This is a genomic window from Salipiger bermudensis HTCC2601 (genome assembly GCF_000153725.1).
Lineage (GTDB): Bacteria > Pseudomonadota > Alphaproteobacteria > Rhodobacterales > Rhodobacteraceae > Salipiger > Salipiger bermudensis.
Genome location: NZ_DS022277.1, coordinates 374535 through 393156, shown reverse-complemented (window position 1 = coordinate 393156; position 18622 = coordinate 374535). Strand labels below are relative to the sequence as shown.

18 protein-coding genes are annotated in these 18622 nt (G+C 66.6%); 13 read left to right on the top strand and 5 right to left on the bottom strand.

What is annotated here, in order from left to right:
• Window positions 1–114: 114 nt before the first annotated feature.
• The 3 genes from R2601_RS20925 to R2601_RS25660 all read left to right on the top strand — a co-directional run bounded on the left by R2601_RS20925 (window position 115) and on the right by R2601_RS25660 (window position 2524).
• Complete coding sequence (locus R2601_RS20925) at window positions 115–651, top strand: TRAP transporter small permease subunit (protein WP_050768475.1); 537 nt, start codon at window positions 115–117, stop codon at window positions 649–651.
• A 2-nt stretch (window positions 652–653) separates the two neighbouring features.
• Window positions 654–1961 (top strand): TRAP transporter large permease, encoded by a 1308-nt coding sequence (locus R2601_RS20920; RefSeq protein ID WP_040545687.1) that lies wholly within the window; start codon window positions 654–656, stop codon window positions 1959–1961.
• 98 nt (window positions 1962–2059) lie between these two features.
• Window positions 2060–2524: a nuclear transport factor 2 family protein gene (locus R2601_RS25660; protein ID WP_050768474.1), complete on the top strand. Its 465-nt coding sequence runs from the start codon at window positions 2060–2062 to the stop codon at window positions 2522–2524.
• A 25-nt stretch (window positions 2525–2549) separates the two neighbouring features.
• Here the strand turns inward: R2601_RS25660 and R2601_RS20910 are convergent, their stop codons facing one another.
• Entirely contained in the window at window positions 2550–3209 is a 660-nt protein-coding gene (locus R2601_RS20910; RefSeq protein ID WP_007802275.1) for an NADPH-dependent F420 reductase, read from the bottom strand.
• Window positions 3210–3458: 249 nt separating this feature from the next.
• Here R2601_RS20910 and R2601_RS20905 point away from each other — a divergent pair, with 249 nt between their 5' ends.
• Window positions 3459–4088, top strand: a complete 630-nt coding sequence (locus tag R2601_RS20905) for a nuclear transport factor 2 family protein (RefSeq protein ID WP_040545686.1) — start codon at window positions 3459–3461, stop codon at window positions 4086–4088.
• Window positions 4089–4133: 45 nt separating this feature from the next.
• Here the strand turns inward: R2601_RS20905 and R2601_RS20900 are convergent, their stop codons facing one another.
• Both R2601_RS20900 and R2601_RS20895 read right to left on the bottom strand, forming a co-directional pair.
• A complete protein-coding gene (locus R2601_RS20900; protein WP_040545685.1) occupies window positions 4134–4628 on the bottom strand; it encodes a MaoC family dehydratase in 495 nt (164 codons plus the stop codon).
• Window positions 4629–4854: 226 nt separating this feature from the next.
• The gene (locus R2601_RS20895) at window positions 4855–5862 is read right to left on the bottom strand and encodes a TRAP transporter substrate-binding protein (protein ID WP_007802259.1); all 1008 of its coding nucleotides are present in this window, start codon (window positions 5860–5862) and stop codon (window positions 4855–4857) included.
• Window positions 5863–6290: 428 nt separating this feature from the next.
• Here R2601_RS20895 and R2601_RS20890 point away from each other — a divergent pair, with 428 nt between their 5' ends.
• The 5 genes from R2601_RS20890 to R2601_RS20870 all read left to right on the top strand — a co-directional run bounded on the left by R2601_RS20890 (window position 6291) and on the right by R2601_RS20870 (window position 10505).
• On the top strand, window positions 6291–6842 hold the full coding sequence (locus tag R2601_RS20890; protein ID WP_040545683.1) for a TRAP transporter small permease: 552 nt from the start codon (window positions 6291–6293) through the stop codon (window positions 6840–6842).
• A complete protein-coding gene (locus R2601_RS20885; protein WP_040545682.1) occupies window positions 6839–8113 on the top strand; it encodes a TRAP transporter large permease in 1275 nt (424 codons plus the stop codon). The genes R2601_RS20890 and R2601_RS20885 overlap by 4 nt, the downstream gene beginning before the upstream one ends.
• A gap of 211 nt (window positions 8114–8324) precedes the next feature.
• Complete coding sequence (locus R2601_RS20880) at window positions 8325–9182, top strand: FAD binding domain-containing protein (protein WP_040545680.1); 858 nt, start codon at window positions 8325–8327, stop codon at window positions 9180–9182.
• A gap of 16 nt (window positions 9183–9198) precedes the next feature.
• Window positions 9199–9678: a (2Fe-2S)-binding protein gene (locus tag R2601_RS20875; protein ID WP_007802241.1), complete on the top strand. Its 480-nt coding sequence runs from the start codon at window positions 9199–9201 to the stop codon at window positions 9676–9678.
• An 8-nt stretch (window positions 9679–9686) separates the two neighbouring features.
• A complete protein-coding gene (locus tag R2601_RS20870; RefSeq protein ID WP_217626398.1) occupies window positions 9687–10505 on the top strand; it encodes an N-acyl homoserine lactonase family protein in 819 nt (272 codons plus the stop codon).
• Between the two features lie 115 nt (window positions 10506–10620).
• Here the strand turns inward: R2601_RS20870 and R2601_RS20865 are convergent, their stop codons facing one another.
• Both R2601_RS20865 and R2601_RS20860 read right to left on the bottom strand, forming a co-directional pair.
• Entirely contained in the window at window positions 10621–12912 is a 2292-nt protein-coding gene (locus R2601_RS20865) for a xanthine dehydrogenase family protein molybdopterin-binding subunit (RefSeq protein WP_040545678.1), read from the bottom strand.
• A 324-nt stretch (window positions 12913–13236) separates the two neighbouring features.
• Complete coding sequence (locus R2601_RS20860) at window positions 13237–14310, bottom strand: zinc-dependent alcohol dehydrogenase family protein (RefSeq protein ID WP_040545676.1); 1074 nt, start codon at window positions 14308–14310, stop codon at window positions 13237–13239.
• 250 nt (window positions 14311–14560) lie between these two features.
• Between R2601_RS20860 and R2601_RS20855 the strand changes: the two genes are divergently transcribed.
• The 4 genes from R2601_RS20855 to R2601_RS26180 are packed head-to-tail and all read left to right on the top strand — an operon-like array spanning window position 14561 to window position 18606.
• A complete protein-coding gene (locus R2601_RS20855) occupies window positions 14561–15733 on the top strand; it encodes a thiolase C-terminal domain-containing protein (RefSeq protein WP_040545674.1) in 1173 nt (390 codons plus the stop codon).
• Window positions 15730–16143 (top strand): Zn-ribbon domain-containing OB-fold protein, encoded by a 414-nt coding sequence (locus R2601_RS20850; protein ID WP_007802197.1) that lies wholly within the window; start codon window positions 15730–15732, stop codon window positions 16141–16143. The genes R2601_RS20855 and R2601_RS20850 overlap by 4 nt, the downstream gene beginning before the upstream one ends.
• The gene (locus R2601_RS20845; protein WP_007802193.1) at window positions 16140–17330 is read left to right on the top strand and encodes a CaiB/BaiF CoA transferase family protein; all 1191 of its coding nucleotides are present in this window, start codon (window positions 16140–16142) and stop codon (window positions 17328–17330) included. Before R2601_RS20850 ends, R2601_RS20845 begins: the two co-directional genes overlap by 4 nt.
• A gap of 22 nt (window positions 17331–17352) precedes the next feature.
• Window positions 17353–18606 carry an acetyl-CoA hydrolase/transferase family protein gene (locus R2601_RS26180; RefSeq protein ID WP_083793990.1) on the top strand — a complete coding sequence of 418 codons (1254 nt, stop codon included), beginning with the start codon at window positions 17353–17355 and terminating at the stop codon, window positions 18604–18606.
• Window positions 18607–18622 lie beyond the last annotated feature (16 nt).

Sequence of the window (18622 nt, the reverse complement as noted above, 5' to 3'; positions counted from 1 at the left end):
TTGCCGGAGAAACGGCCCAGCCGGTAGACAAGGACAATCGGGCGATCTGCGCCGAGCCTGGACGAGGAGGACTGTCCCAGGACCGCGCTGCCCGAAAAAGAAGGAGGGAGGAGCATGATCCGCAATCCGCTTGAGTGGGTGTCGGAGGCACTCGTGACCATCACCACCATCCCGGTCCTGGCGATGATGGGGCATGTCACGCTGGACGTTGTCCTGAAATACACCATCAACACCCCGATCCAGGGCACGCTGGAAGTAACCGCCTATTACTACATGGTGGCGATCGTGGTTCTGCCCATGGCATTTGTCGAACTGACGCGTCAGTCAATCTCGGTCGAACTGTTCTACCAGATGATGCCCTACAAGATGCAGGTTGCGGTGGTGGGCTTCGTCCTGCTGATCAGCGCGATCGGGTATGGCGGGCTTGCCTACATCTCGTGGCCGGATGCCATCAAGGCCTTCGAGCGCAAGGAGATCGTGATGGGCGCGGTGCGCGTCTACATCTGGCCCGCGCGCTTCCTGCTGCCCTGCGCCATGGTGCTGACCTCTCTGGTCTGCCTGCTCCTGTTCTTCCGCCTTCTCTTCAAGCCGCGCGCGCGGGCCGAGCTGGTCTCGGTTCACACCGCAGAAAACGACCACGGAGCTGACTGACCATGTCGATGTTGGAAATCGGATTCGCCAGCACCGGCATCGTGCTGTTCCTGATCGCGCTCCGCGCGCCGATCGGGATCGTGCTTCTTCTCGTCTCCTTCGGGGGCGTCTGGGCCGCGCTCGGCTTCCAGGTCGCCTGGGGCATCGCCCGCGCCATCCCGTTCGACTTCATCGCGAACTGGAGCTTCAGCGCCGTGCCGATGTTCCTGCTGATGGGGTACGTGGCCTCGAACGGGGGGCTGACGGACGGGCTCTTCGCCGCGCTCAAGATCATCCTCAGGCGGGTGCCGGGCGGGCTCGGCTGCGCCGGGGTCGGCGCCTGCGCGCTGTTCTCGGCGGCCTCGGGCTCGTCGGTGGCGACCTCGGCTGCGATGTCGCGCATCGCAGTGCCCGAGATGCTCAAGCAGGGCTATGACAAGGCGCTCGCCACCGGCACAATCGCCTCGGCGGGCACGCTGGGCTCGCTGATCCCGCCGTCGATCCTGATGATCGTCTACGCGATCTTCGCCAATGTCTCGGTCGGCAAGCTGTTCCTCGCGGGCTTCCTGCCGGGCGCGCTCTCGGCGGCGATGTACATGACGATGATCATGCTGCGGGTGAAGGCCAACCCGTCTCTGGCGCCGCGCGCCGAGATTACCGCGACCCGGGCCGACACCATCGCCGCACTCAAGCAGGTCTGGCCGCTGCCGGCGCTGATCCTCGGTGTGCTGGGCGGCATCTTCGCCGGGGTGATGACCCCGACCGAAGCCGGTGCCGTCGGCGCCTCGCTCGCCATGGTGCTCGCGGCGCTGCGTCGTCGCCTGACCTGGACCGTGGTGCGCACCGCCGTGCGTGACGCGGCCATCGGCACCTCGACGGTGTTCATCATCGCGGTGGGCGCCACCATGTTCACCAGCTTCATGGGGCTGACCGGCGTGCCGCGTGCCATCGCCAACGCGATGCTCTCGGTCGGCGACAGCCCGGTGGTTCTGATCCTGATGATCGCGGTGGTCTATATCGTGCTCGGCATGTTCATCGAGTCGATCGGCATCATGCTGCTGACATTGCCGATCTTCTTCCCGCTGCTGCAGGCGGCCAATGTCGACATGATCTGGTTCGGCATCATCGTCATCAAGCTGCTGGAGATCGGCATGATCACCCCGCCCGTGGGCCTGAACTGCTATGTCATAGGGTCCGCCCTGAGAGGCACGGTGCCGATCTCGACGGTATTCCGGGGCGCGCTGTGGTTCATCGCCACCGACATGATCACGCTCACCCTGCTGATCAGCTTCCCGGCCATCGCCCTCTGGCTGCCGAACCTGCTGGACTGAGCCGCGCCGCGAGAGCACCCGTCCTCGGGCCGCGGCAGCGTCAAGACGTTGCCGCGGCTCGTTCACTTTGAACGCAAACTCACGAGGGAGGAGATCCGATGGACCCCGTGCAACGGATGTTGATCGAACACGAGTGCGCCAAGCTGACGGTGCTCTACTGCCGCCACCTCGATCACCTCGACCCCGATGCCTTCGCAGCGATCTATACCGAGGACGCGGTCTACAAGCCTGCGGTCGAGCCGGTACCGATCGAGGGACGCGCCGCGATCCGCGACTGGATCGGGCGCTATCCGAAGGATCGGCTGGGGCGGCACGTGGCGACCAACCAGATCGTCGAGGTCATCGACGAGGACAGCGCCACCGGCTCGTCCTACGCCATCGTCTTCCGCGAGCCGGCCCCGCGCGAGGGGGTGATCTCGGACCGGGTGACGCCGCGCAGCCTCGTCGAGTATTCCGACAGCTACCGCCGCACCGCCGAGGGCTGGAAGATCGCCCGGCGGGTCTATCGCTTCGACTTCCTGCAACGTGAGGAAGCCCGCCGCCCGGGAGAGGCGGCAGGCTGATCGCAAGCCGGATCATGGAGGCGTCTTAGTCCTTCCAGGAATTCTCGGGCACGAAATCCTCCGGACGGGTGGCTGCGAGCCCCGCTTGGAGCGCCCGCGCGTCGAGCGGACGGCAATAGACCGGCCGGGCGCGCTCAAAGCGCCAGCTCTCGGCCAGCGGGCCGGCATGGACCGGCTCGAACCCGGCATCCCTCACGATCTGCGAGACCACGGTGGCGGCCTGTTCGTCGTCGCTGGCGATGGGCAGGGCGGGGGTGCCGCCGGACGGGGGCGTCTTGCCACCCTGCTCGAGATGCGGCGACATGATCGAGTTGAACGCCTTGACGACGCGGGCCTTGGGCAGCTTGCGCTGCAACTGGCCGCTGGTGGTCTCGCCGCCGCCCTCGAACTCGGGAAGCACGCCGTCGCGACCGGGATAGTAGTTGCAGGTGTCGATCACGATGCGCTGGCCTATGGCTTCGGCCGGAAGGGTGTCGAAGGCATTGAGCGGTACGGTGACCACCGTGACATCGCCGAATTGCGCCGCCTCCTCGGCCGAGCCCCCATGACAGCCGAGCGCCTCGGCGGTCTCGCGAACCGCCTCGGCACCGCGCGAATTGCTGATCATCAGCTCGTGCCCCTGCGGGGCGAGCCTGGTGACGAGGGCGCTGGCGATGCGCCCGGCGCCGACGATACCGATCTTCATGGCAGATCCTCCCATCTCTGTCACAAGCCGCCCGGTGGGGCGGCGTCGTCGTTGAGTGTAGGGCAGGCGGGCCGCCGGTTCGGCCCGTTTCCGGATATCAGGGCGCGGTGCCATGCGTTTCCTCCGCCCGGCATAGGCGGCGACTATGTGCGCAGGTGCCGCCTCTCGCCGGAGCGGGCGCAACCTGCATACTGTCTCCCGAGACGAGATCCGCCGCCCGAGCGCGGCCACAACCATTGGGGGGAGACCATGGCAAGCGCAGAACCATCACTCGAGCAAAAGGTCGCAGAGCTCTGGGATCGCGAACAGATCCGGCAATGTCTCGTCCGGTATTGCCGGGGCGTCGACCGCTTCGACCGCGCATTGATCCTGTCGGCCTTTCATCCGGATTGTCTCGATGAGCATGGCAAATTCGTCGGCACGCCCGAGGAGTTCGTCGAGTGGGCACTTGGCCAGCATGGCGCGGCGCACCTGTCGCACCAGCATTGCCTGCTGAACCAGACCGTGGAGATCGAGGGCGACACGGCCCATTCCGAGACCTACTTCATGTTCGTGTGCATGAACCGCAAGGGCAAGCCGCTGACTCTGGGCGGCGGGCGCTATGTCGACCGGCTCGAGAAGCGGGACGGGGAGTGGCGCATCGCGGCGCGGGTGACGCTGCGCGACTGGTCGATGATGGACGAGATCCCTGACATGGACGATCTGACCTCCTTCACCTCGACGCGGGCGATCCTGCCGGAGCCGGTGAAGGCCTTCATGAATGCCGGGCGCGGCCCTGCGCGCGACCCCAGTGATCCGTCCTACGACCGACCGCTGACCGTCGACCCCAGCCGCCGCGACGGCTATCTCGAGATGATGGCAAAGACCGAGAAGGCCTGAGAAGGGGCCCGCCCCGCGGCCTCAGGGCGCGGGGCAGGGCCGCGGTCAGCTGTCCTCTTCGAGCGAGGATTTCTTGATCATCATGCCGGTGCGGCGCAGGATCACCACGACCTCGTCGCGCTGGTTGAGGCCGCGGGTCTCGAACTCGACGAGCCCGGCATTGGGGCGCGATTTCGACTCGCGCTTCGAGATCACTTCGGTCTCGGTGTAGATCGTGTCACCGATGAAGACCGGGTTGGGGAATTTCACGTCGGAATAGCCCATGTTGGCCAGCGTGGTGCCGAGGGTCATGTCGTGCACCTGCACGCCGGCCACCAGCGACAGCGTGAAATTGCTGTTCACCAGACGTTTGCCGAAGATCGACTCGTTGCGGCAATACTCGTCATCCACGTGCAGCCAGGCCATGTTGTAGGTCAGCGTGGAGAACAGCAGGTTGTCGGCCTCGGTGACGGTGCGGGTGATCGAATGCTTGTAAGTCGTGCCCGGCTCGAGCTCTTCGTAGAACATGCCGCTGGCCAGTTGCTTGTAGTTTGCGGGCATCCGCACCTCCCTGTTCGAATTGGTCTGGCCCGGGATCGAGCCGCTCTCTTCATGTAGTATCGTGTATCATGCACGATCTGGCCCGGAAATATCGCGCCCCTGCCGCCTCTTGCGGCCTTCGCGCTGGCCTATGGTCCGAACGTTCGGCTCAAAGCGACGGCGACAAACAAAAAGGGGAGCGGGCGCATCAGGCCCGCTCCCCTGTCATCCCGCGATATGGCGCGCGTCAGTCGGAGAGCGCGGCCTTGAACTCGTCGAGCGCGTCCTGGCCTGGCAGACCGCGATCGTTGAGCCGTGCCACGAAATTGCTCTCAACCGGCTCCATCGCGGTCGAGAAGGCCTCGACCTGCTCGGGCGTCAGCTCGTAGATCTCGATGCCCTGCGAGGCGTATTCGTCGCGCAGCCTGCCCTCGTTCTCGTCGACCCAGGCCGCGAGCTCGAGTTCGGTCTTCTTGCCGCACTCGTCGACCACGGTCTGCACCTCGGCGGGCAGCCCGTCGAACACCTCCTGGCTCATGCCAATCCACGAGGCCGAGGTGCCGAAGCTGGCATTGGCGCTCATGTGGGTGGCGACCTCGTTGACCGAGTAGGGCGTGGCGCTGGCGAAGGACAGGATGGTGCCGTCGACGGTGCCACGCTGCATTGCGGTGTAGAGATCGTTGGCCGACATCTCGACCGGAACCGCGCCGATGGATTCGACCAGGAAGTTCAGCGCCGAGCCGGTGGTGCGGATCTTCTGGCCCGACCAGTCCGACACCTCGGCATAGGTCTTGGTGCCCATGATCTGGTAGGGGGCCAGCAGGCTCAGCTGAAGCGGCTTGACGCCGACCTCGTCGAGCTCGGCCTTGAGCACACCGTCCCGGCTGATCGCCTCGCGCCACGCCTCGACTGCGGCCACGGCCGACTCCGACATGCCGGGCAGAAGCGTCACGCTTTGCAGCGGCACCGTCGCGGTCTCGGCCGCGATGGTCGAGAAGGTCATCTGCGCGAGCCCCTTCTGAAGCGCCGAGACCCCCTCGTCGCGCTTGACCAGCTGGCCGGAGGGGAAATAGTTGAAATCGATGGCGTCCCCGGCGCCTTCGGTGATGCAGGTCATCAGCCGCTCGACCCCCTGCACCGACACGAAATGCGTCGGAGGCAGGTCGGTGGCGACGATCAGCGTTTCCGCGGTGGCCGCGGTCGATGTCAGGGCGGTGCCAAGCGTCAGCGCCGCGATCAATCCAGTCTGTTTCACAAGATCTCCTCCCTACTAGATCTAAGATGCATCCTTTTTGCCTGACTGAGGGTTCAGTTACCAGATCAATGCGGCTACGCTCGGCCCAGCTAGGTGGGGGAGGTTCGCCGCTTGAGGCTCCGGTTGACCCTGAAGGCGTGTTCACGATGCGCCATGACTGTAGGGCCTCGGGCAAGATGCGCATAGCGGGTCCCGGCATGAGTACGGCCACCGACCGCCTGTGCCTATGGCCGACATAGGGGGGTGGTCGAATTGATCCGCCACGGCCTTAGAAGGTAAGACCATGTGTGGGCAAACTTCGCGTAACGCGAGATTGCCGGTGCGCCGCGACCGGCGCGGCCCGGCTCAGGAGATACGGGCGGCGCGTTGCGCCGAAACAGGGCAGGACATCGGGCACATGCCGTTGGCGCCTGCCGGGAGGAGGACAGATGACAGACAATCCCGCGCCGGGATCACCGATCTACCGCGCGCTGAACCGGGTGCTGGCGCCGGTCGAGGTCGCCGCGGCAGTGATCGCCGCGCTGATGATGCTGATCGCGATGGTGCTCAACACCGCCGACGCTCTGCTGCGCTACGCGATCAACAGCCCGCTGAACTTCAACCTCTTCGTGACCGAGAACTACCTGATGGTCGGGCTGATCTGCATGCCGATGGCCTGGGCGTTCCGGACAGGGGGCTACATCCGCATCACCTTCCTGCTGCACGCGCTGCCGCGAAAGGTCGGTGACATCCTGCTGCGCGTGGGCCTCCTCGCCAGCGGGATCTACTGCGCCCAGCTGGCCTGGCTCTCGGGCTACAACTGGTGGGATGCCTACAGCACCAATTCCGTCGACATGGGCGTGGTGGACTGGCCGTGGCACTGGTCTTGGATCTGGATCCCGATCGGCATGGGGCTGCTCTCCTTGCGCCTGCTGCTGACCACCATCGGCCCCGCAGCCGGGCTCGACGTGTCCCACGAGATCGAGGAGGAAGCCGTATGACCTTCGCAATCGGCGTTGCCATCCTTCTCGGCCTGATGGTGCTCGCGGTGCCCATCGGCTACGCGCTCGGGATTGCGGGGGTGATCAGTCTCAACATGCTGGTCCCGATGAGCATGATCGAGACCCTGCTCGGCAAGGTGGTGCACGGCACCGTCGCCAACTCGATCATGCTGACCATACCGATGTTCATCCTGATGGCCGAGTTTCTCGCCTGCGGCGGCGTCGCCACCGACCTGCTGCTGGCCTGCAACCGGCTGCTGCGCAAGGTGCGCGGCGGTCTCGCCATGGCCTGCATCTTCGCGGGTGCCATCCATGCTGCCGCCACCGGCAGCAGCACCGCCTCGGCGGCAAGCCTCGCGAGGGCCTCGTTCCCGGCGATGATGAAGGCGGGCTACGCGCCGTCGCTGGCGGTGGGCACGATCTCGATCGCCGGTACGCTGGCGATCATGATCCCGCCCTCGGTGGCCTTCGTGATCTACGGTGTGGTGACCGAGACCTCGATCGGGAGGCTGTTCCTTGCCGGGATCATCCCCGGGATCCTGACCATGCTGGGCTACATCCTGACGATCTCGATCACCCTGAGGGTCAAGCCCGAATGGGGCCCGAGCAACGCGGATCAGGAACGCGCCATGGCCGAAGAGCGCGGCGGGCGCGTCTGGCCGATGTTCGTGCTGATCGTGGTGGTGCTGGGCGGGCTCTACAGCGGCATCGCCACCCCCACCGAGGTTGCGGCCATCGGAGCCTTCGGGGCGCTGATCATCTCGGTCTTCTCGGGGCGGATGACCCAGCGCGGCTTCAACCATGCGCTCGGTGGCACCATGCGGATCACCTCGATGATCATGATGATCATCATCAGCGCGCACGTGGTGGGCTACTTCATCTCCTTCACCAAGATCACCGACACGCTGCTCGAATGGATCGCCCAGAGCGGCATGACGCCGGTGCAGGCGATGCTGATCGTGGTGTTCATCTACCTGATCCTGGGCATGTTCATGGACCAGGCGGCGGTGCTGATCCTCACCGCCCCGATCTCGACCCCGCTGATGGCGGGGCTCGGCTTCGACCCGGTCTGGTGGGGGGTGATCATGATCAAGACCACCGAGATCGGGCTGGTAACGCCACCGCTGGGCATGGTGGTCTTCGTCACCGGCTCATCGACCAACACAGATCTCAGATCGAGCTTCGCCGGTGTCACGCCCTTCATCATCGCCGAGTTCGTGACGCTCGGCCTGCTGCTGGCGTTCCCGGCGATCACGCTCTGGCTCACCTGAGCCCGCGGCCGACCGGAGCGCATCGCGTGCCGGTCGGTCCTGCCCCGCCCACCTATCCGGGAAGCCTGTTCCGGGCATTGGCAACGCCTCTGCGACGCCATCCGCCGGGGCAAGTGCCTTGCCGCAAACGGGGGCAGGGGCGACACTGAGACAAGGTGCGGACCGGGGCGCACAGGCGCTCGCCCGGTCCAAGGGAGGAGAACCCACACAGATGCAGTATGTATCCGCAACGTCCATCGAGCAGGCGGTCGGCCTTCTGGCAGCCGAGCAAGGCGCCGCGCATGTGCTGGCCGGCGGCACCGATCTCGTCGTGCAGATGAGCGCGGGGCTGCGCGCGCCCGAGCTTGTGGTCGACATCAAGGCAATCCCCGAGGTGGTCTCGATCACCGAGGACGCCGAGGGCTTCCACATCGGCGCGGCGGTCTGCGGCGCCCAGATCAACGAACATGCGGGGCTGCGCAAGGCCTGGCCCGGTGTGCTCGAGGCGATCGACCTGATCGGCTCGATGCAGGTGCAGTCGCGCGCGACCCCCGCCGGCAACCTCTGCAACGCCTCGCCAGCCGCCGACAGCGTCCCGGCGATGATCGCTGCCGGTGCGAGCGCCAGCGTGGTCGGCCCGAAGGGCCGCCGCGAGGTCCCGGTCGAAGAGATCCCAACCGGGCCGGGCAAGACCAGCCTGGAAAAAGGCGAGGTGATTGTCGCGATCAACCTTCCGCCACGCCCCGAACGTGCGGGCGACGCCTACCTGCGCTTCATCCCGCGCACCGAGATGGACATCGCGGTGGTGGGCGTCGGGGTCAATCTCGTGCTCGATGCGGACGGCACCTGCAGCTTCGCCCGGGTGGCGATCGGCGCGGTGGCGCCGACGGCGCTGCTGGTGCCCGCGGCTTCGGAGGCGCTGGTGGGCACCACGCTCGACGATGCGGCACTCGAGCGCGCCGCCGAGGCGGTGCGCGGGGTCTGCCGGCCGATCGACGACAAGCGCGGCACCGCCGAGTACCGCATCCGCATCGCGGGGGTGATCTTCAAGCGCACCGTCGCCGCCGCGCTCGCCCGCGCCCAGACCTGACCGAGGAGGACAGCAGATGGCCAAACTCCATGTGACCACGACGATCAACGGCGACGAGGTCGAATTCCTCGCCCGTCCCGACCAGACCCTGCTCTCGGCGCTGCGCGACGAGCTCAACCTGACCGGCTCCAAGGAGGGCTGCGGGTCGGGCGATTGCGGTGCCTGCTCGATCGAGGTGAACGGGCGGGTGACGTGTTCGTGCCTGATGCTCGCCGCCGAGGCCGGCGGCAAGACCATCACCACCATCGAGGGCGTCGCCGATCACGGCGAGCTGCACCCGGTGCAACGTCACTTCCTGCAGGAGGCCGCGCTGCAATGCGGCTTTTGCACCCCGGGCATTATCGTCGCCGCGAAGAACCTGCTCGAGCGCAATCCGGACCCGACCGAGGAAGAGATCCGCTTCTGGCTGGCGGGCAACCTCTGCCGCTGTACCGGCTATGACAAGATCATCCGCGCGGTGCAGGCCGCCGCCGAGGAGATGCGCGCCCCCGCCTGAGGGCGGCGGTGCGCGCGCACGTCATGGAGCCCTTCGCGCTCTACGCGATCAAATACGCGGTGAACGGGCCACGCACGCTCGGGCAGAACCTGCAGGGCGGCGACATGCACGAGGCGGATGCAGACCTGGACTTCTATGTCTGGGTGGCGCAGCGCTCGGACCGGGTGTTTCTGATCGACACCGGCTCGAGCGATGCCTCGGCGGAGCGCCGGGGCGACGGCTACTTGCGGTCCCCGGCGGATGCCATCGGGCTTCTCGGGCTCGATCCGGCCCGGATCGAGGACGTGATCCTCACCCACATGCATTACGACCACGCTGGCAACCTGCACCGCTTTCCGCAGGCGCGGTTTCACTTGCAGGACACGGAGATGTCCTACGCCACCGGGCGCTGCATGTGCGCGCCGGTCCTGCGGCGCGGCTACGAGATCGAGGATGTGGTGCACTTGGTGCGCTGCGTGCATTGCGACCGCGTGGTGTTCCACGACCACAGCGCCGAGATTGTACCGGGGCTCAGCGTGCACCGCATCGGCGGCCACACGGACGGGCTTCAGGTGGTGCGGGTCTGGACCGCGCGCGGCTGGGTGGTGGTGGCCTCGGATGCGGCGCATTTCTTTGCCAATGCGAAGCAGCGTGTGCCGTTCCCGTCGATCCTGCATGCCGATGCGATGGCCGAGGGTTTCCGCATCATCCTCGAGCTTGTGGGGGGCTCCTGGGATCACGTGATCCCCGGTCATGATCCGCTGGTGATGGATCTCTACCCGGCACCCGATCCGGCGCTCGAGGGCATCGTCGCACGGCTCGATCTTCCGCCGCGCCGGCCGGCCTGAGCCGCTCTTGTCCCGATTGCAAGATCGAACGGATGCGCTCCGTGCGAGGCCGTTTGATCCTGTGCTCGGCCCCCTGCACCCCTGCGCCGCCGGGTCGCGGCGCAGGGGCAGTTGATCAGAGCTCTTCGCCGCGCTCGTCGAGCGCCTTGAGCACGGTCTGCGGGTTCATCGGCAGCGAGGTCATCCGGCGTTTGGTGGCGGCGGAGACCGCGTTGGCGACGCAGCCGAGCGCCGAGACCATGCTCGCCTCTGCCACGCCCTTCACCCCGAACGGGTGGAAGGGGTTGGGCACCTCGACGATGATCGCCTGCAGCATCGGCAGGTCCGAGGCCACCGGCATCCGGTAGTCGAGCCAGCCGGAATTCTGCAACACACCGTCCTTGCCGTAGACATAGCCCTCGTTCAGCGCCCAGCCGATGCCCTGCACGCAGGCGCCCTGCATCTGCCCTTCGACATAGGCGGGGTGGATGGCGCGCCCGGCGTCCTGGCAGCTGACGAAGTTGAGGATCTTGGTGGCGCCGGTGTCGGGATCGACCTCGACATCGCAGAACATCGCGCTCAGTCCCGGTGCGTGACCCGACATGGTCTTGCCGTAGGAGGCTCCGAAATGCCCGCCGGTGGCGCTGGCATCCGCCGCAAGTTCCTTGAGCGTCAGCGGCTCGAACTTGCCGACATTGGTCGAGGACGGGTGCGCCGCGCCGCCGGCCCATTCCACGGCCTCGACCTCGACGCCCCAGATCTCGGCGGCGCGTTGCTTGAGCTGGTCGATGACCTCCTCGCAGGCGCCGACGATGGCCTTTCCGGTGGCAAAGGTCACCCGGCTGCCTCCCGTAAGATCGCCATAGGGCACCGACGCGGTGTCGTGGATCTCGGAGCGCACGTCCTCGTAGGGCACGCCGAGCGTGTCGGCCGCCATCATCGCCATCGAGGCGCGGCTGCCGCCGATATCGGGGCTCGAATTCGCGATGGTGACGACGCCGTCGCTGTTGATCAGGCAGGTGGCACCAGAATGGCCCGACATGTTGTGCCAGTAGCCCGCCGCCACGCCGCGGCCCTGATTGGGGCCGAGCGGCTTGGCGTAGTCGGGATGCGCCTTGAGCGCCTCGAGGATCTCGACGAAGCCGTTGTGGGTCACCGTGCGGTCGCCAAGCTGACGGGTGCCCTCGGTGATGGCGTTCTTCAGCCGCAGGTCGATCGGATCCATACCGATCTTCTTGGCGATCACGTCGAGCACGCCCTCGACGGCAAAGCAGGACTGGGTCGAGCCGGGTGCCCGGTAGGCCGCGGTCATGGCGCGGTTCGAGAGCACGTCATGGCCGACCGCGTGCTGGTTGGCGATGTCGTACTGCCCGAAGGCGCAGAGGCAGCCATTTATGAAGGGCGCGCCGGGGAAGGCGCCGGAATTGTAGTAGAGCTCGATCTCGCCGGCGGTGATGGTGCCGTCGCGCTTTGCGCCGATCTTGACGCGGATCTTGCTGTCCGAGGCCGGGCCGGTGGCGCGGAACACCTCGTCGCGCGACATGGTCATCTTGACCGGAAGCCCGGCCTTCTTCGACAGCATCATCGCCACCGGTTCGAGATAGACCTTGGTCTTGCCGCCGAAGCCGCCGCCGATCTCGGCGGCGCTGGCGCGGATGTCGCCCGGTGACATGCCGGTCATCTTGGCGGTCAGGTCACGCATGGTGAAATGGCCCTGGCTCGAGACCCAGAGCTGCGAGCTGCCGTCGGTCTCGTACTCGGCCACGCAGGCATGCGGCTCGATATAGCCCTGGTGCACCGGGACGCTGTCGAAGCTCAGCTCGACGACCTCGTCGGCCTCGGCAAAGCCCGCGGCGACATCGCCGAGGCTGTCCTCCCAGCGCCGGGTGATGTTCGAGGGCGTCGTGGGGGCCGGCGTGACGTTGCGGGTGGTCATGCCGTCATGCACCTGCGGCGCGCCGGGGGCGATGGCCTCGTCGATGCTGATGACATGCGGCAGCACCTCGTAGTCGACCTCGATCAGCTTCAGCGCGGCCTTGGCGGTCGCCTCGTCACGGGCGGCAACGGCGGCGAGCGCGTGGCCGTGGTAGAATACCTTGCCCCGCGCCATGACGTTCGAGGATTCGTGGAACATGTTCTTCTCGATGCGCTCGGGCCCGGCATAGGCATCGGGAAAATCCGGGAAGTCGGCCCCGGTCACCACCGCGTGCACGCCCGGCAGGGCCTCGGCCTTCGAGGTATCGATGGCGCGGATACGGGCATGGGCATGCGGCGAGCGCAGCACCTTGCCGTGGATCATCCCCGCCGGGGCGTAATCGCTGCCATAGCGCGCCGCGCCGGTGACCTTGGGCACGCCGTCGGGGCGCACCGGGCGGGTGCCCACATAGCCGTCGCGTGCGGGCGAGATGTCCGACTTGATCTCGTTCATGAGCTCCACTCCTCCTGAAGGTCGCGTGACGTGGTGGCCGGCCAGCGCCGGTGGCGTCCCGGTTGCCGCAGGCCGTGGCCACGCAGAGTTGGGTTCAGGGTATCATCCCGGCCCGAGCGGCGAGGCAGGAAAAATGCGGGCCAGCACGGATTCCTTTGGCAGGCAAAGGCGTGGCGCATGGCCCGGAGCTGCCGCGATATTCAGCGCCGGCCGGGTTTGCCAGACGGGCGCAGCGCCTTTTGGTCGAAACAAAAAAGGCGCGCCCCGCGGGAGAACCGGGGCGCGCAGAAAGGGCGGGGCGTGGAGGTCGCGCCGCCCTCGGTCTCAGAATACGAAGACGCCCTTGCCACCGGTCTGCTTGTCGAACATCTGGTAGGCCTTTTCGGCCTCCTCGATGTCCCAGCGGTCCGAGAACACCTTGTCGACCTCGACGCCGTGGTCGGCGATGAACTCGGCGCAGTCCTTCATGCCGTTGATCGAGAAGGTCCACGATCCGATCACTGTGCGCTGGCCGACGATCATGTCGTTCCAGCCCACCACGTTGAGATTGCCGCCCACCGCGACCAGCGCAATGCGACCCCAGGGTGCGGTGCAGCGCACCGCCTGCTGCTTGGCGATGTCGCCGCCGGCGCAGTCCATGGCGCAGGAGGCGCCCTTGCCGCGGGTCAGCTTCTTGACCTCTTCGACAGGGTCGTGGGTCTTGGCGTTGATGACGTGCGCCGCGCCATAGGCCTTTGCTGCCTCGACCCGTCCCGGGTCGATGTCGACGCCGATCACCTCGACACCCATCGCCGCCGCGAGCTGCACCGCCGACAGGCCCACCGGCCCGAGGCCGAAGACCACAAGCTGGTCGCGCGCGCTCACGTCCATGCGGACCAGCGCATAATAGGCGGTGCCTGTGCCGCAGGCCACCGCCGCGCCACCGACGAAGCTCAGCTCGTCGGGCATCTTGACCAGCGTCGAGGCCGGCACCAGCTGGAACTCGGCATGGCCGCCATGCTTGGCGACACCGTGCGGCTCGACGCCGTTCTCGCACATCTGGGTCCAGCCGCCACGGCAATGCTCGCAGAAATTGCAGCCCTCGTAGTGGAACACGATCACCCGGTCGCCGGGCTTGAGCACTTTGGGGTCGATGTCGGGCCCGACCTCCTCAATCACCCCGCAAGGCTCGTGGCCGGCGATGATCGGGGTATCGTCGGGCAGGCCGCGGTCGGCAAAGCTCTTGAGCCCGAGCTGTACCATCAGCTTGGCCATGCTCTCGGCTCGATAGTAGTGAAGATCGCTGCCGCACATGCCAGAGGCCTTCATCCGGACCACAGCCTGTCCCGGCCCGGCTTTCGGATCCTCGAAGTTCATCACCTCGAGCGTGCTGTTCCCCGTGAAGACGACGCCTCGCATGTTCGGTTCCTCCCTCAACTGACATGTCGTGTGAAATCGATGCCAGCAGAGGCCTGACTGACGCCCCCGTCAATCTGGCGGGGACAAAGGCTGCGGGCTTCCTATGGGAGGCATAGGCCAAGGCGGGACGCCCGGGAAAACCCGGCTGCCGCGTTTGACCACTGAATAGTCAGTCAGTAGCGTCAGGGGTGTCGCGGGGAGCGACGAGGAGGACAGGCATCGCCGCTTGGCGTGCCGAGGAAAGCAGGACATGAAGACAAGCATTGTCGGACTCGGTCAGACCGAGTTCTCGAAGAATTCCGGCCGCAGCGAACTCAAGCTGGCGCTCGAGGCCATCCTCGGCGCGCTCGAGGATGCGGGGCTCGAGGTCAACGATATCGACGGTCTGGTGCGCTACACTTGGGACAACACGTCCGAGGCGGCGATCGTGAACGCGCTCGGCCTGCCCTCGCTGAGTTATTACGGTGAAACCGAGTTCGGTGGCGTCAACTGCTGCGGTGCGGTCGCGCAGGCCTCCGCGGCGATCGAGGCCGGGCTGGCGAACTGCGTGGTGTTCTACCGCGCGCTCAACGCCCGGTCCGGCGTGCGCTTCGGGCGCGGCGAGCGGGTGCTGGCGGAAGAGGGCGACTGGCTGGTTTCGCGCCAGCCCGAACCGCCCGGTGACATCTATTCCGCGCCCTTCGGGCTGCTCGTGCCGGGCCAGCACCACGCACTCTACGCGCAAAGCTACATGGGTCATTATGGGCTCGACGAAGAGCGCTTCACCGACATGCTTGGCGGCGTGGCGGTGACCCAGCGGGGCTATGCCAACCGCAATCCGCGGGCGCTGCTGAAGGACAAAAGCCTGAGCCTCGACGACTACCGCGCCGGCCGGGTCATCACCCATCCGCTGCGGATCTACGATTACTGCCTCGAGACGGACGGCGCGATGGCGATGGTCATCGTCAGCCAGGAGAAAGCGCGCGAGCTCTCGGGCAAGGCCGTCGATGTGCTGGCGGCCGGGCAGTACATCTTCCCGGGCTCGGTGCCGATGTATCTCTATGCCGAAAAGACCTACAGCCTCGCCCCCGAGGGCGCGGCGCAGCAGCTCTTCGGGCGCGCGGGGCTCTCGGCCAGCGATATCGACGTGGCGATGATCTACGATGCCACCTCGATGATGGTGCCCATCGCGCTTGAGGATTTCGGTTTCATCGGCCGCGGAGAGGCGGCGGACTTCCTGAGTTCGGGCGGCAACGGACCCGGCGGGCCGCTGCCGGTGAATACCCATGGTGGCCTTCTCTCCGAGGGCTACTTCCACGGCCTCAACACGATTGCCGAAGGCGTTCGGCAGCTTCGGGGCGACTCTCACAATCAGGTCGAGGGCGCCGAAACCGCCTTCGTCACCCTTCGCGGGGCAAGCTCAATGGTGTTGGGGCGCGCATGACTGTCATCAGACCTTCCGACGAGTATCTCGAACAGCCGTACTACCGGCATCTGGCCGAGGGCACGCTGCATCTCAACTGCTGCAACGATTGCGGCGCGGCGCATCATCCGCCCTCGCCGATCTGCCCGAAATGCCGCTCGTTCAACACTGGCTGGAAGCCCGCCTCGGGCCGCGCCACGCTCAACTCCTTCGCCGAGGCGCGCCACGCGGTGCATCCGATGCTCGGCCCCAAGGTGCCTTACGTGATCACGCTGGTCGATCTCGAGGAGGGCGTACGGCTGGTCTCGGGCATCCCCGAGGGAATGCGCTTCGATCTCAAGGTCGGGATGCCGCTCGAATGTAAGGTGATCCGCTTCGACGAGGCCTTCGCACTGCCCTACTTCCTTCCGGTCGGGGAGGGCGGAGCATGAGCCAGACACGACCGCTCGACGGTATCCGCGTGCTCGATTTCGGCGCCTTCGTCGCCGGCCCCTATTGCGGCACCATCCTCGCGGCGCTCGGCGCCGACGTGGTCAAGGTTGAATCGCCGCGCGGCGGAGATCCGTTCCGCCGCGGCGAGGGGGCGAAGAACGCCTATTTCAACCAGATGAACGCCGGCAAGAAGAGCCTCGCCGTCGATCTCAAGCGCCCCGAGGGCATCGCGCTGATCAAGGCGCTGCTGCCGGGCTTCGATGTGCTGATCGAGAACACCCGCCCGGGCAAGATGGCGGCGCTGGGGCTGGGCCCCGACGTGGCCCGCGCGATCAATCCCGACCTGGTCTATTCCTCGGTCTCGGGCTTCGGAGATGGCGGTCCGTGGCGCGACCGCGCCGCCTATGACACCATCGGACTCAGCATGAGCGGTTTCCTGTCGATCATGAGCGACAAGGACAACACCCGCCTTGCCGGCACCTGCATCGGCGACCTGACGACGGCGCTGGTCTCGGTGATCGGCATCGTGACCGGGCTGGTCGGGCGCTTCAAGGGCACGGGGCAGGGGGGCTCCGAGGTCAAGACCTCGCTGCTCGAGGCAATGACCACCATCACCGTCGACGCCATGACGCAGTATTTCGAGACCGCCGAGACCCCGCATCGCGAGTCGCGCCACCCGGCGGCGCAGAGCTTTGCGCTCAAGACCTCCGACGGGCAGGCGATCACCCTGCACATGTCGTCCTCGCCGAAATTCTTCAAGGGCATGCTGAGCGCCATCGAGCGCACTGACCTGCTCGAGGATCCGCGCTTTGCGACCTATGATGATCGCCGCGCGCATTACTTCGAGCTGCGACCCGTCGTTGAGGCGGCCTTCCTGAAACACGACCGCGACGAATGGGAGCGGCGGCTGATCGCCAACGACGTGCCCTATGCGCCGGTGGTGACACCCGACGAGCTTACCGAGCACGAGCAGATGCAGTGGCTCGACATGTACGAGCCGCCCCGCGACGACGGGCTGCGCCTGTTGCGGGCGCCCATGCGCTTCGACGGCGCGCGCCCCGCGAACCATGTCGGTGCGCCCGAGGTCGGGCAGAACTCGCGCGAGGTCGCACTCGAGGTGCTGCCCGAGGCCGAGGTCGAGGCGCTGATCGAGGCCGGGGTGATCGCCCAGGCCCCCGCCGCGTGATGCCAGCAGCAGGACAGAGACGATGACCAAGACCCCCGTCACCACCAGCGCCGCCGAGGCCGTCACCCGCATCGAGAGCGGCATGTCGGTGGTGTTTCCGCATCTCAGCGCCGAGCCCGGCGCGCTGACCTCGGCGCTCTGGGAGCGCGCGGCACATCTGCGCGACCTGACCGTCACCAGCGGCATGCTGCTGTCGGGCTACAAGTTCCTGCAGATGCCCTGCGCCGAGAACATCCATTTCAAGACGTGGTTCTTGCCGGGCACGCTGTTGCGCAAGACCGCCGCCGACGTGAAGGCCGACTACCTGCCGCTGACCTGGTCGCAAACCGCGCGCTACCTGCTCGAGACACCGTTCGACGTGGGCCTGATCCAGGTCTCGCCGCCCGATGAAGAGGGTTATCACAGCATGGGGCTGAACTGCACCGTGGTGAAGGGCATCGTGCACAGCGCCAAGGTGCTGATCGCGCAGGTCAATCCCAACGTGCCGCGCACCCTCGGAGACAGCCGGGTCCACGCCTCCGAGATCGACGTGCTGGTCGAGCAGGAAGAGCCCCTGGCCGAGTATCCCAACCGTCCGCTCGATGACATCGACGAGACCATCGGCACCGCCATCGCGGGGATGATCCCCGACGGCGCCTCGATCAGCCTCGGGGTCGGGGGCATTCCGCTGGCCGCAGCCAACGCGCTGATGGCGCGTGGCGCGCGGGATCTACGCGTCATCAACACCTTCACCGATCCCACGATGGAGCTGATCAAGGCCGGCTGCGCCACGGCCGAGAGCCCCAAGGCCCATGCCGGCGACATCTTCGGCTCCGCCGAGCTCTACCGCTGGGTCGACAACAACCCCGACATCGCCATGGCCAGCGCCATGACCACCCACCGGCCCGAGGATTTCGTCGCCCGCAAGACCGTCTTCTCGGTCAACTCGGCGCTCGAGATCGACCTGCTGGGGCAGGTCAACGCCGAAACCATCGGCGGCAAGCAGGCCGGTTCGATGGGCGGGCTGATCGACTTCGCGGTCGGCGGACAGGTCGAGGGCGGGGCGTTCCTGCTCGGGCTGCGGTCGCGCACCAACAAAGGCAAGCCCCGCATCGTGACCCGGCTCGACGCCAACGTGGTGTCGCTGTCGCGCACCTTCGTCGAGACCGTGGTCACCGAACATGGCACCGCCAGCCTGCGCAACAAGACGGTCTACGAGCGCGCCTTGGCGCTCGCGGGCATCGCCCATCCCGACGACCGCGAGGCCCTCCTCGCCGAGGCGGAGACGCTGCGCTGAGACGCGCGGCAAGGTG

Excerpts from the sequence above, each read along its gene's own strand:
- R2601_RS20880 (WP_040545680.1), top strand. The coding sequence starts at position 8,325 with ATGCAGTATGTATCCGCAACGTCCATCGAGCAGGCGGTCGGCCTTCTG.
- R2601_RS20890 (WP_040545683.1), top strand. The coding sequence starts at position 6,291 with ATGACAGACAATCCCGCGCCGGGATCACCGATCTACCGCGCGCTGAAC.
- R2601_RS20845 (WP_007802193.1), top strand. The coding sequence starts at position 16,140 with ATGAGCCAGACACGACCGCTCGACGGTATCCGCGTGCTCGATTTCGGC.
- R2601_RS25660 (WP_050768474.1), top strand. The coding sequence starts at position 2,060 with ATGGACCCCGTGCAACGGATGTTGATCGAACACGAGTGCGCCAAGCTG.
- R2601_RS20875 (WP_007802241.1), top strand. The coding sequence starts at position 9,199 with ATGGCCAAACTCCATGTGACCACGACGATCAACGGCGACGAGGTCGAA.
- R2601_RS26180 (WP_083793990.1), top strand. The coding sequence starts at position 17,353 with ATGACCAAGACCCCCGTCACCACCAGCGCCGCCGAGGCCGTCACCCGC.
- R2601_RS20865 (WP_040545678.1), bottom strand. The coding sequence starts at position 12,912 with ATGAACGAGATCAAGTCGGACATCTCGCCCGCACGCGACGGCTATGTG.
- R2601_RS20885 (WP_040545682.1), top strand. The coding sequence starts at position 6,839 with ATGACCTTCGCAATCGGCGTTGCCATCCTTCTCGGCCTGATGGTGCTC.
- R2601_RS20850 (WP_007802197.1), top strand. The coding sequence starts at position 15,730 with ATGACTGTCATCAGACCTTCCGACGAGTATCTCGAACAGCCGTACTAC.
- R2601_RS20925 (WP_050768475.1), top strand. The coding sequence starts at position 115 with ATGATCCGCAATCCGCTTGAGTGGGTGTCGGAGGCACTCGTGACCATC.
- R2601_RS20860 (WP_040545676.1), bottom strand. The coding sequence starts at position 14,310 with ATGCGAGGCGTCGTCTTCACGGGGAACAGCACGCTCGAGGTGATGAAC.
- R2601_RS20920 (WP_040545687.1), top strand. The coding sequence starts at position 654 with ATGTCGATGTTGGAAATCGGATTCGCCAGCACCGGCATCGTGCTGTTC.
- R2601_RS20910 (WP_007802275.1), bottom strand. The coding sequence starts at position 3,209 with ATGAAGATCGGTATCGTCGGCGCCGGGCGCATCGCCAGCGCCCTCGTC.
- R2601_RS20900 (WP_040545685.1), bottom strand. The coding sequence starts at position 4,628 with ATGCCCGCAAACTACAAGCAACTGGCCAGCGGCATGTTCTACGAAGAG.
- R2601_RS20855 (WP_040545674.1), top strand. The coding sequence starts at position 14,561 with ATGAAGACAAGCATTGTCGGACTCGGTCAGACCGAGTTCTCGAAGAAT.
- R2601_RS20905 (WP_040545686.1), top strand. The coding sequence starts at position 3,459 with ATGGCAAGCGCAGAACCATCACTCGAGCAAAAGGTCGCAGAGCTCTGG.